Source organism: Bacillus sp. AY3-1 (assembly GCF_008368785.1).
In the GTDB taxonomy this organism is placed as follows: Bacteria; Bacillota; Bacilli; order Bacillales; family Bacillaceae_G; genus Bacillus_A; species Bacillus_A wiedmannii.
Window position 1 is genome coordinate 610900 of record NZ_QORZ01000016.1, and the last position, 12124, is coordinate 623023.

The 12124-nt window shown below is 34.3% G+C and carries 15 protein-coding genes and 1 pseudogene; 13 read left to right on the forward strand and 3 right to left on the reverse strand.

Annotated elements, in window-relative coordinates:
- Window positions 1-101 precede the first annotated feature (101 nt).
- Together DN389_RS14465 and DN389_RS14470 are read left to right on the forward strand one after the other, a co-directional pair.
- Window positions 102-1592, forward strand: coding sequence for an alanine/glycine:cation symporter family protein (locus DN389_RS14465; RefSeq protein WP_098201506.1), 1491 nt, complete (start codon window positions 102-104; stop codon window positions 1590-1592).
- 102 nt (window positions 1593-1694) lie between these two features.
- Window positions 1695-2060, forward strand: a complete 366-nt coding sequence (locus DN389_RS14470; protein WP_016087526.1) for a carboxymuconolactone decarboxylase family protein — start codon at window positions 1695-1697, stop codon at window positions 2058-2060.
- A 146-nt stretch (window positions 2061-2206) separates the two neighbouring features.
- On the opposite strand, the gene DN389_RS28810 is transcribed toward DN389_RS14470, so the two are convergent.
- Window positions 2207-2503 carry a hypothetical protein gene (locus DN389_RS28810; RefSeq protein ID WP_088080602.1) on the reverse strand — a complete coding sequence of 99 codons (297 nt, stop codon included), beginning with the start codon at window positions 2501-2503 and terminating at the stop codon, window positions 2207-2209.
- Between the two features lie 107 nt (window positions 2504-2610).
- Between DN389_RS28810 and DN389_RS14480 the strand changes: the two genes are divergently transcribed.
- The 5 genes from DN389_RS14480 (at window position 2611) to DN389_RS14505 (ending at window position 7645) form a co-directional block, all read left to right on the forward strand.
- Window positions 2611-3114: a GNAT family N-acetyltransferase gene (locus tag DN389_RS14480; RefSeq protein ID WP_060487070.1), complete on the forward strand. Its 504-nt coding sequence runs from the start codon at window positions 2611-2613 to the stop codon at window positions 3112-3114.
- A gap of 255 nt (window positions 3115-3369) precedes the next feature.
- A complete protein-coding gene (locus tag DN389_RS14485; protein WP_149237300.1) occupies window positions 3370-3885 on the forward strand; it encodes a DinB family protein in 516 nt (171 codons plus the stop codon).
- Window positions 3886-4132: 247 nt separating this feature from the next.
- A complete protein-coding gene (locus DN389_RS14490; RefSeq protein WP_088122345.1) occupies window positions 4133-4798 on the forward strand; it encodes a lytic polysaccharide monooxygenase in 666 nt (221 codons plus the stop codon).
- Window positions 4799-4960: 162 nt separating this feature from the next.
- Window positions 4961-5890 carry a manganese-dependent inorganic pyrophosphatase gene (ppaC, locus tag DN389_RS14495; RefSeq protein WP_000416841.1) on the forward strand — a complete coding sequence of 310 codons (930 nt, stop codon included), beginning with the start codon at window positions 4961-4963 and terminating at the stop codon, window positions 5888-5890.
- Window positions 5891-5998: 108 nt separating this feature from the next.
- On the forward strand, window positions 5999-7645 hold the full coding sequence (locus tag DN389_RS14505; protein WP_098190776.1) for a M3 family oligoendopeptidase: 1647 nt from the start codon (window positions 5999-6001) through the stop codon (window positions 7643-7645).
- Between the two features lie 18 nt (window positions 7646-7663).
- Here the strand turns inward: DN389_RS14505 and DN389_RS14510 are convergent, their stop codons facing one another.
- Entirely contained in the window at window positions 7664-7861 is a 198-nt protein-coding gene (locus tag DN389_RS14510; RefSeq protein ID WP_088122343.1) for a DUF4017 family protein, read from the reverse strand.
- 161 nt (window positions 7862-8022) lie between these two features.
- Between DN389_RS14510 and DN389_RS14515 the strand changes: the two genes are divergently transcribed.
- Together DN389_RS14515 and DN389_RS14520 are read left to right on the forward strand one after the other, a co-directional pair.
- Window positions 8023-9234, forward strand: a complete 1212-nt coding sequence (locus DN389_RS14515) for a peptide ABC transporter permease (protein ID WP_088122342.1) — start codon at window positions 8023-8025, stop codon at window positions 9232-9234.
- A gap of 14 nt (window positions 9235-9248) precedes the next feature.
- On the forward strand, window positions 9249-9698 hold the full coding sequence (locus tag DN389_RS14520) for a DUF6884 domain-containing protein (protein WP_088122341.1): 450 nt from the start codon (window positions 9249-9251) through the stop codon (window positions 9696-9698).
- 37 nt (window positions 9699-9735) lie between these two features.
- Here DN389_RS14520 and DN389_RS14525 read toward each other — a convergent pair.
- Window positions 9736-9972, reverse strand: a pseudogene (locus DN389_RS14525) (tyrosine-type recombinase/integrase); the annotation flags it as partial.
- Between DN389_RS14525 and DN389_RS14530 the strand changes: the two are divergent.
- Genes DN389_RS14530 through DN389_RS14540 form a run of 4 tightly spaced genes read left to right on the forward strand, consistent with a single transcriptional unit; the run spans window position 9922 to window position 12045 of the window.
- Complete coding sequence (locus tag DN389_RS14530) at window positions 9922-10470, forward strand: hypothetical protein (protein WP_223266022.1); 549 nt, start codon at window positions 9922-9924, stop codon at window positions 10468-10470. The pseudogene DN389_RS14525 and the gene DN389_RS14530 overlap by 51 nt on opposite strands.
- Before the next feature lie 6 nt (window positions 10471-10476).
- Entirely contained in the window at window positions 10477-10626 is a 150-nt protein-coding gene (locus DN389_RS28450; protein WP_176359477.1) for a hypothetical protein, read from the forward strand.
- 34 nt (window positions 10627-10660) lie between these two features.
- Window positions 10661-11101 (forward strand): phage holin family protein, encoded by a 441-nt coding sequence (locus tag DN389_RS14535; protein ID WP_088122339.1) that lies wholly within the window; start codon window positions 10661-10663, stop codon window positions 11099-11101.
- Window positions 11101-12045, forward strand: a complete 945-nt coding sequence (locus tag DN389_RS14540; RefSeq protein ID WP_254981048.1) for a GH25 family lysozyme — start codon at window positions 11101-11103, stop codon at window positions 12043-12045. The genes DN389_RS14535 and DN389_RS14540 overlap by 1 nt, the downstream gene beginning before the upstream one ends.
- Window positions 12046-12124 lie beyond the last annotated feature (79 nt).

Below are 12124 nucleotides of genomic sequence, written 5' to 3' on the forward strand. Positions count from 1 at the left end.
GATGGAATAATAAGAGATGCGGACAACTGTAAGGTTTAATAATAGTTGTCCGTTTTCTTATATATAAAATAGTTTTCAAAAGAATGTTAAGGGGGATTTGGATGGAGCAATTAGTAGAGTGGTTAGTAGGGCAAGTATGGAGTATTGGGTTAGTTGTTTTTGCATTAGGGGCAGGTGTGTATTTTACAATTGCCACTCGTTTTCTGCAAATTCGTTATTTTAAAGAGATGATAAAACTATTATTTGAAGGGAAGAGCTCGGAGACGGGAATTTCATCCTTTCAAGCATTTTGTTTAGCCTTATCAGGTAGGGTTGGAATAGGTAATATCGCAGGGGTCGCGACAGCTATCGCTTTTGGTGGACCAGGAGCTGTGTTTTGGATGTGGGTAATGGCTCTTTTAGGAGCGGCGAGTGCATTTGTTGAATCAACATTATCACAAGTGTATAAAAGTAAAGTTGGGAATGAATACCGAGGTGGTACACCATATTTCATTGAAAAAGGCCTGAAAATGAAATGGTTTGCAGTCATTGTAGCGGTTGTTGTAACACTTTCATATGGCGTTTTATTACCAGGTATTCAGTCTAGTAGTATCGCAGTTGGATTTGAAAACTCTAATGGCATTAGCAAATATATAACTGGAATATTATTAGTTATATTATTAGCATCAATCATTTTTGGTGGCGTAAAGAGAATTGCGGGCGTTTCGCAAATGCTTGTTCCATTTATGGCAATAGGTTATGTAATTGTTACATGTATCGTATTAATTGCGAATGTAACAGAAATTCCAAGTATGTTCGCTTTAATTTTCTCTAGTGCTTTTGGTGTAAATGAAATGTTTGGCGGAATCGTTGGTGCAGCAATCGCATGGGGCGTAAAGCGTGCTGTATTTTCAAATGTTGCTGGTGTTGGAGAAGCGACGTATAGCTCCGCTGCTGCTGAAGTATCCCATCCTGCAAAACAAGGGTTAGTTCAAGCGTTTTCTGTATATATCGATACAATTGTTGTATGTACAGCGACAGCTCTTATGATTTTAATAACAGGTATGTATAATGTTATACCTGAAGGGAAAAGCGCTATAGTAAAGAATATAGGGAATGTTGATGCAGGTCCAATCTATACACAACAAGCAGTTGAAACTGTTATGACAGGGTTTGGTCCATTATTTATTTCAATCGCAATATTTTTCTTCGCATTTACAACTTTACTCGCATACTACTATATCGCTGAAACGACACTTACTTATTTAGATCGTGAGCTTAAACATAGCTGGTTAAAACCAGTTTTAAAAATTGGATTTTTAATTATGGTTTACATCGGTAGCGTAGAATCAGCGTCGCTTTTATGGAATCTTGGAGATTTAGGAATCGGTAGCATGGCATGGTTAAACTTAATTGCGATTCTACTATTAAGTAAAATCGCATTAAAAGTGTTAAAAGATTATGAAGCACAGAAAAAGGAAGGGAAAGATCCAGTATTTGATCCTAAAAATGTGGGAATTGAAGGTTTAACGTTTTGGGAAGAAAGAAGTAAAGAAATTGAAAGGAAAAACTATAAAGAACAAACGGTAGAGGATGATAGTCTGAAATTTTAGTTATAATAAACTGAATATTCATTCTATTAAACGAGGTATATTACCTTCTTTTCATCACATACTACAATAGGTACACATAATTTGAATGGGGGTAATAATAAGATGGAACACGAACAACATAGTTCAGTAAATGACGTTCTACATCATTATAAAGAAGGTATCGGTAGTTTTACAAACCAAATTCCTGAAATTGCAGAAACATATAATGCATTCACGCAAGCTTGTTTTCAAGAGGGCGCTTTAACAAAAAGGGAAAAACAACTTATCGCATTAGGAATTAGTCTAGCAACGCAAGATGAATATTGTACCATTTATCATACAAAAGGTTGTCTTGATCAAGGATGTTCAGATAAAGAGATTCTGGAAGCATGTGGTGTATCAGCAGCATTTGCTGGCGGAGCTGCAATGAGTCAAGCGGTAACATTAGTACAAGAGTGTTTAAGTGAACTGAAAAATCAGAAGCATTGAATGTAAAAGAACGTTTTAAACTTTATGTTTAAAACGTTCTTTTACGTGAGATTAAATTTGAGTATAAAAATTATTTGGTATGTGATGTATTAAAGTAAGAATTTTAAATTTAGTCGGAATGAGAAATAACAACTATTTATTTAGTATTAAGATTTTCTAAAAAGTTTCAATTGTTTCATATAATCAATAGCTTTTGTTTTGTTCTTTTGTTTACATACATATTCGAATTCATTCTTATCTCGATAATAACAATTCATTATTTCTTCTGTAAGAAATCCATCGGAAATAGCTTTTTTAATTGCGCAATGTGGTTCATTTGTATGAGTGCAGTTAGAGAATTTACAGCTCATAGCTATCTCTTCGATATCTTCATAGCCAAGATTAAAGTTGTCCTCATGTTTTATTAAGTTAAAACCTGTTTTACTAATGGTTAATCCCTCCACTTGCCATACATTATATAAGTATGTTTTAGCTAAATATATATTTCCTTTTAGTAACCTGTTATTCCTTCCTTAAAACTTGGTACAATGAAACAAAAGGGGGATTAGTAATGCAAAATTTAGTAATTGAAGAGATTAAGCAAATAAATGATGATATGGAAGAGCTTTCTAAACTTTTGAAAACGGTTGTAGATGATGGGGCGTCAATTGGTTTTTTACCTCCACTGGAACAAATAGAATCAACAAAGTATTGGGAAACTGTTTTAGCACCAGAAGTGATCTTGTATGTTGCTAAAATAAATAATGAAGTGGCAGGGAGTATTCAATTACATTTAGTTACAAAGCCTAATGGGATTCATAGAGCTGAAATTTGTAAGTTAATGACTCATCCAAACTTCAGACGTAATGGCATTGGACGTTTGCTTATGCAAAAAGCAGAGGAAAGGGCAAAGCAAGAAAATAGGTCTCTTATAGTGCTAGATACGAGAGAAGGAGACCCTTCTAATAGATTGTATAAATCATTAGATTATAAAGAAGTTGGAAAAATACCAGAATACGCAATATCCCCAAATGGTAATTTAGATGCAACGGTTATTTATTATAAAATGATTTAGTATTTTTATTTAAAAAGAGGGATATTTTCAAATGACAAATTTGTTATTAGGTCTGAGTATTGATTTGTAAAAAGATTGATAAACCCCTGTATAATAGGGGGGTTCTTTTCATTCATTAACTTCATATTGAATGTTCAATTTGAGGGCCAATTTGTATAAGGTTTTAACAGTTGTATAAGAGGTATTACTTAAATAGGAATTTTGAAGTCTTTTGGTGAATATTAAATGTTAATCTAAAAGATGGAGGTTGCTGTGATGTTGAAACTGTTTCAATATAACTGGCAAGTTCGTGATGATTGGTTTACGTGGTGCGAAGACATGTCGGCCGAAGAACTCGTAAAGAAACGGGTCGGTGGGTTCGGCAGTATACTACATACTCTATTTCATATTGTAGATGTGGAATGTATGTGGATCTTAGGGTTGCGTGGTGAATCAGTGCCTGAGGAGCCATTGTTTGAAGAGTATGCCAGCTTACAAAAAGTGAAAAATCTTTCAGCTCAATACCACGGGAAAGTGAAGCCATTTGTGACCTCTTGGACAAATGAAATGGATTCTCGGAAACTTTCAAAAGCTGACTTCAATGAAGAGCCGATTAGCTCAAGAGACGCACCAATTAGGCGCCGAGTCATTGAATGTACACACGGAGAGTTAATACGTCATGTCATTGTCCACGAAATCCATCATATCGGCCAGTTATCTATATGGGCACGTGAAATCGGAAAGGAGCCAGTTTCCGCAAATCTGAGAGGGAGAGGGCTATTTGATAACTAGACTAACTTTGCCAATTTCGTAATTTATTTATAAACGAATAGTTTAATTGAGTATATTTAACACCGTCTATATTTCTCTAGCGGTGTTATTTGAATGTATCAATAAAATTTATTTAATGTACTAAATGAATTTGAGAAAGTTTTTAGAGGGTTCTTTTAGGTATGTTCTTCGACTTATAATGGATGTAGAGAAGATGACTAGCCGACTATAGTTATTTTCGCTTTATTATGGGAGAGGGGATGATGGGATGAGAACGAAAGGTTTACAGAAGGTGAAGAAAGTTATATTAAGTGGTGGTATATTACTTACGGGATTGTTAACTTTCGGTTTTTCAGAAAAAGCTTCAGCTCATGGATATGTAGAATCACCAGCGAGCCGATCTTATTTATGTAAGCAAGGGGTAAATGTAAATTGCGGACCGATTCAATATGAGCCACAAAGTGTAGAAGGAATAGGTGGATTCCCGCAATTAGGACCTTCTGATGGACAAATCGCAGGAGCAGGCCATTTTCCTGCTTTAGATGTTCAAACAGTTGATAGGTGGAAGAAAGTTACGTTAAACGGCGGGACGAATACATTCAAGTGGAAACTAACTGCACCTCATAGTACGAAAGAATGGAAATACTATATTACGAAAAAAGATTGGAATCCAAATAAGCCGTTAACAAGATCTGATTTAGATTTAGTGCCATTCTATGTGAAAAATGATGGAGGAACTAGACCAGGAAATTCAGTAACTCATGAAGCAAATGTACCTACTGATAGAAATGGATATCACCTTATTTTAGCTGTTTGGGAAATTGCAGATACTGGGAATGCATTTTATCAAGTTATAGATGTTAACCTTGTAAATAACGGTTTAGCATCAAATTTCGCGCTAAATCATGTAGTGCAGGCTCCTAGCTTATTTTAAATAAAATATACATTTCGATCATCTAATTCATTTTAGATGATCTTTTTTTACGAAAAAAGATGAAAAATATAGAAGAAAGTACAATTATTTATAAAAAATTCAGCTTTAAATATTGTCATATTTGCTTCTTTAAGATATCCTTTTCATGAAGAGGTGGAAAACATGGAAAAAGTACTAGTTTTCGGGCATAAAAACCCAGATACAGATGCAATTTGTTCTGCAATTGCTTATGCAGAATTGAAAAAAGAATTAGGAATGAATGCTGAGCCTGTACGTTTAGGCGAAATCAGCGGTGAAACTCAATTTGCGTTAGACCATTTTAAAGTAGAAGGACCGCGTTTTGTTGAGACAGTTGCAAGCGAAGTGGACAACGTTATTTTAGTTGATCATAACGAGCGTCAACAAAGTGCTAACGATATCGAATCTGTTCGTGTGTTAGAAGTTATTGACCATCACCGTATTGCTAACTTTGAAACAAGCGATCCTATTTACTACCGTTGTGAGCCAGTTGGTTGTACAGCTACAATCTTAAACAAAATGTACAAAGAAAATGGCGTTACAATTCGTAAAGAAGTTGCAGGTTTAATGTTATCTGCAATCATTTCAGATTCTTTACTATTCAAATCTCCAACTTGCACAGAGCAAGACGTAGCAGCAGCTCGTGAATTAGCGGAAATCGCTGGTGTAGATGCTGATAGCTACGGCTTAGAAATGTTAAAAGCTGGTGCTGACTTAAGCGGAAAAACAATGGAGCAATTAATCTCTCTTGACGCTAAAGAATTCCAAATGGGTAATGCGAAAGTTGAAATCGCACAAGTAAACGCTGTTGATACAAACGACGTTCTTGTACACCAAGCGGAACTTGAAAAAGTTATCTCTGCAGTAGTAGAAGAAAAAGGTTTAGACCTATTCTTATTCGTTGTAACTGATATCTTAACTAACGATTCTGTCGGTCTTGCGATCGGTAAAGCAGCAAACGTTGTTGAGAAAGCATACAACGTATCTCTAGAAAACAACACTGCTACTTTAAAAGGTGTTGTATCTCGTAAAAAACAAATCGTACCAGTATTAACAGAAGCATTCCAAGCTTAATTTTATTGAGTACAGATACACAGCAAGGACAAGTAGTCGGATTGGCTACTTGTCCTTTTCTATCTCTAAAAAACAGAAAATTAAAATTTTTAAAAAGGAGGATTGTGTATGCTTAATGATTTGGAGAGTAAATTACAGTCACTTTTAGAGCGAAATATTACTTCTGTTTCAGAATTAGAGAGTTGGCTTTTGGATGAACTGCGTGTAACCGCTGAAATAGAAGAGGAGATAACAAGTAGTTTAATTGCCATGTATAGAGATACAAATGACAGAAATAAACGTAATTTACATATGTATAATCAAAATACAATTCAACCACTTTTAAAAAGATACAATGCAAAATTTGACCAGAAATTTAGAGAGTCTCCGTTTTCCGACTTATTAAATGAGCAGAAATACAGTTTTATGAAAAAAGCAAGATTGGTAAAAAGTAAAATGTTTAATGAAAAGAACATTGCTCTTTCCATTAAAGAGCAAAAGCTTATTACGAAATATAGAGAAATAATGTCTAACATATCTATTAATTGGGAAGGAGAGCAAAAGACGTATGCATACGTAAAAGCAAAACTAGATAACCCCAATAGAGCTATTCGCGAAAAAGCTTGGTACACTTTATGTGAAGCAAGAAGTATAGTGAAAATAGAAATATATTGTATTATGAATGAACTCATACAATTGCGGAATGAGATAGCTTTACATGCAGGATTTAATAATTATAGTGAGTATGCTTTTAAACAAAAAAATAGAGATTATAGTATTGAAGAGTGTTATAAGCTTCATGAATCTATAGAAAAATATGTTGTACCAATATGGGAACAGTTGGGGGTTCTTTCTAAAAAGAATCTTGGTGTAAAAAAATATCGCCCTTGGGACCTTACTCCATGTAAAGTACCAAAAGCTCCATTCCAAAATGCTATTGATTTATTGAATGGGGTGGAAGAAATATTTCGGAAGACAGATTTATATTTTTATGAGAAATTTATTCATATACGAAAAGCGGGATTAATTGACGTAGAAGAACGTGAAAATAAAGCACCGGGAGCTGCTTGTTTTACCTTTCCTCATAGTAAAGAGGTTTTTGTGTATTCTAATTTTAGTCCATCATTTTATGCAATTAACGCGCTAATACATGAAGTGGGGCATGCATTTCATTTTTATAAACAATTTAACAATGATAGTAGCATGCAAGAAAGATTTCTTCGTGAAGAGGTGGCTGAGCTTTATTCCCTCAGTCTTGAGTTACTAGTAATGGATAAGCTTAATATCTTTTATAAGCAAGAGGATGAATATAAAGAAGTGCAGCGCATCCAATTATACCGCGCTTTGTCTTTATTAATGTCGTCAGTTGCAGGAGATGTATTCCAGCACTGGCTCTATTCAAATCCAAACCATACATCAGAAGAACGTGATAAGAAATACGCTGAACTATGTAAAAGATATCAATATTCATCAGTCAATATTGCAGGATTAGAAGATGACATCGGTGCAAGCTGGTTAGAGTCATTTCATTATGTTCAGTTTCCTTTCTATAAAATTGAATACGCAATTGCGCAAATAGGAGCAATACAATTGTTTCAAATTTATCGAGAGGATCCAAAAAAAGCGATTGCTTTCTTTAAAGAGGGAGCTAGTTCAGATTGGAATTTACCTATACAAGAAATATATGAAAAAACAGGTATCACGTTTGATTTTTCGGAAGAAAGGATAGAAAGTACTGCAAGTGTAATTTTGGATTTAATTAATGAATTAAAATAAGGATAGCATTTGCTATCCTTATAACTGTTTGTTCGTAAATTTTTTCTTGTTTATATAAAATGTAATAATAGCAGCAATGAGGAAAATAGGTATAGCATACGCTTGCCCAACAAACAATTTCCAGCCAACATGATTATAGCCTTGAGATGTTGGAGCAATCATAGCGATTACGCAAACGATAATATAGAGTACTAGTGCAGGGATTATATTTTTCATTTGTTCACCCCCTTTTCATAAAATCATCACATGTATATTTGTATAATACATTATAAATTGAGATAAGATATAGGTTTATCTAATATTTATGTAAATAAAAGGGTTGTTTTTAAGTAGAATAGAATAGGTGTATGTAGAATGATATAGGGGTGTTATATATAATGAACAATATATTAAATCGAATAAAGAAAGATGTAAATATAGAATTATTGAATGGGCTATGGCCTGGTTTTAAGAGGGCTGCATTTGCATTATATAATGATGAGCATGTGTATGTATTTCATCATCCATTATATTTGAAAGATGATGGTGAGTATGCCGTTTTAAAGCGAGATGACCAATTTAAGGCTGATACATGTATCTTATTAAAAGATTATCCAACTGCCATCGTGAATATGAATAGGCATAAAGATTATGAAAGTTTACTTGCGATTGTGGTGCATGAACTTTTTCATTGCTATCAATATTTGAATAAAGAAAGTAGATTTCCAAATGAATCTCTAGGATTTCAATATCCTATAATAGAAGAAAATATAGAATTGCGAAATAAAGAACGAATGTGTTTATATGATGCTGTGCATTGTAAGTCACAAGCTGAGAAATATAATTATATTAAGCAATTTATTGAACTAAGAGAGCAAAGAACTAGTTTTATGAAAGAAGAGTTTATAACATATGAGTGTATGGTTGAAAGTATAGAGGGGCCTGCTTGGTATGTAGAAATGAACGCTTACAATGCAATATGTGAAAAGGATGAAAGCGAAACATTACGAAAATATAGCGGATTTATTTTAGATGCATATGAAGCTAATTATAACATTAGGAAGAGCTGCTATAGCTCAGGAATGCTTTTATGTTTATTATTAGATGAAATCCTTCCTAACTGGAAAACGAGCTTCTTTAATAGTGATAAATCGTTATATGCTTTTTTAAAACAAAATCTAAATGTGGATTTGAGTTTTAATAATGAAATTGCAATAAGTAAAGAAACGAAGCAAATCCTTCATTTTGTACAAAACGAAAGGGACAAGGATTTTATGCAATTTTATAAAGAAGAAGGGTATCATCTGTATATTGTAGGTAATATGAAATTAAACATGTTTAATCCAATGAATGTAAATTTAAACGGAAATAAAGCATTACATAAAACCTTTTTAAGCGTGAGTATACATAATAAAACATATATGATAGATCAACCTGTTTTAGCATCTTTTGAAGAAGATTTTAAAAATATGACACAAGTTCATATTATAATGAATGAAAAACCGATAGAAACAAATAATGGATGGAACGTAGTGGGTATTGGTGATATAGAAGCTGAATATGAAGAAGAAAAGAATTCTATATTTTTATATTTAAAAAAACAGAAGTGAGGTAAGAAATAACGATGAAGAGGTTATGCATAATTCCATGCGGGAAAAAGAAAATTTGGGATAAGTATCCAGATTACGGACCGATGGAGGCAAAGGATGTATATATTAGCCCGTTCGGAAAAGCATGTCAGGCGTATGCAACTATGTTTTTCGAGAATTGGGTTATCTTATCGGCGAAGCATGGATTTTTAAGACCAAATGATATTGTTCTAGAAAACTATGACCTTGCATTTGATTCAAAAAGCGATGAGATTATTAGCGTGGAACAATTAAAACAACAGATGATTGAAAAAGACTTGCTTCAGTTTGATGAAATCGTTTTACTTGCAGGCAAGAAGCATAAGAAAGTAGTGACACAATTATATGCAGAAGAAATTATTACGTATCCGTTAGCAGGATGTAAAGGAATTGGGTATATGTTGCAGAGGTTGAAAGGGGCTGTGGCGGATGGGAAGGAATTATAAGGAATGGTATTATAGATGTGATTGGTCACAAGACCGGTCACATTTTTATAATCTTTTCTAATTCATCAGATATTGATTTGTCCATACTAGGTAATACATGAGAATAGATATCGAGCGTTGTTTTAATTGATGCATGCCCTAAGCGTGATGAGATTAGTTTCACATTCACGTTTTGTTCAATTAACATCGTCGCATGTGTATGTCTTAAATCATGTACTCTAATTTGTGGCAAACCAACACGTATAGTCGTTTGTTTGAAAAAATAACGAAAATTACTCCCTTAGAAGAAAAGGCGATCACAGAGAAACAAACATTCTACAGAGAAGAAACGAAAGAAGTTGTCACGGAAGAGAAATTATGTAAGCTTCATCAATCGATTGAGGATGGGACCTATAAAGAACCTCCTAAAATTATAATCACTGACGAAGACGGAAATAATAGTGAATATAATACCGATGAACCAATTAGTAAATACGATTGTCATGATTGCGTGATGAGACAAGTAGATTATGAAACTATTAAAGTACCATACGAAGAAGATGTTGTTATAGGTTTTGAGCCTGATATTCCTAAAAACTGTACTTTAGAGATTTGTCCAGATTTAATTTATGATCCTGTTTTCAAGGATGGGAAGTGGATTAAATTAAAACCGGAATTACCACCACAACCAGAACCCGAGCCATCTGAAATGGATAAACTAAAAACAGAACTAGAAGTAACTAAGGCGGCAATGGCTGAATTCATCATGCAACAAACATTGAAAGGAATGTGAATGTAAATGGCTGAATTCATGGCGATGATGATCATTCAAAGGCATTACACGTATCAACAAGTAGTAATTGACGGGCCTATGTTGAAGTACAAGGAACGTGTCGATGCTTACTTAACTAAAGAAGGAAGAGAAGATTTAATTACAAGCGCGCAATAGTGGGCTTTTTATTTTGCGAAAAAGGAGTGGAAAGATGGATCGTATTGATGTATTAATGAAAACATTTGTAGTTACATTCGGTGGCTTCTGTGGGTATTTCTTGGGAGGATGGGATACGACATTGAAAGTTCTGGTTATCATGGCAGCTATCGACTATTTAACAGGAGTAATCGCAGCAGGATTTAATGGAGAGTTGAAAAGTAAAGTTGGATTTAAAGGCATCGCCAAAAAGGTGGTGCTTTTTCTTTTGGTCGCAGCAGCAGCTCAAGCAGATGCAATTGTAGGAACAAATAGCGCACTTCGTGAAGCTACAATCTTTTTCTTTATCGGAAATGAATTACTTTCACTTTTAGAAAATGCTGGGCGTATGGGAATCCCGTTACCTTCAGCGTTAACAAACGCAGTTGAAGTTTTAGGTGGTAGGAGCAAAAAAACAAGCTCTGAATATGATAATAAAAAAGGAGACGTTGAATAATGGGTTATATTGCAGATATTTCTAAGTGGAATGGAGACATTAATTGGGATGTAGCAGGACCGCAATTAGATTTAGTAATTGCACGTGTGCAAGATGGTTCGAATTATGTAGACCCTTTGTATAATGGATATGTACAAGCGATGAAATCAAGGAATATTCCTTTTGGAAATTATGCATTTTGTCGTTTTGTATCTATCAACGATGCCAAGAAAGAAGCGCAAGACTTTTGGGCTCGTGGTGACAAATCAGCTAAGTTTTGGGTAGCTGATGTTGAAGTGCAAACAATGAGTGATATGCAAGGTGGGACACAGGCGTTTATCGATGAACTACGCCGACTAGGAGCTAAAAAGATAGGGTTATATGTAGGGCATCATACGTATGATTCGTTTGGAGCGCGTAATATACAAGCTGATTTTGTATGGATTCCGCGATATGGTGATAATAAGCCAGCGTATCCTTGTGATATTTGGCAGTACACTGAAACTGGAAATGTACCTGGCATTGGTAAGTGTGATCTTAACTCACTTATAGGAGATAAACCTCTTTCATGGTTTACTGGAGTAGATGAAACAATTGCAAATAGTCAATATGATTCTAGTTGGTTTACAAAACAAGACGGTGTATTTAAGTTAAATACATCTATTAAACTTCGTACCGCACCATTAACTGATGCTCCTGTTATTGCTACACTGAATACAGGTGATGAAGTGAAGTATGATGCATTCGGTTATGAAAAAGATGGATATGTTTGGTTACGTCAAAAACGTTCGGATGGTTATGGTTATATTGCAAGTGGTGAGACTAGTAACGGAAAACGTGTTAGTAGTTGGGTTCATTTAAATAAAATAATAAGAGCCGTCCTGTTGGGCGGCTTTTTTATTTCTCCTATTCAAAAAATTATTTATTTATTTTGTTTAAAGCTTTATCCATTTGGCGCTCATTAGCTTGAGTAGCGCTACTTGTTGCGTTTTCTGCACCACGGAAATTATATTTAGAGTTTTGCCAGAAATCAAAAGCAAAAAA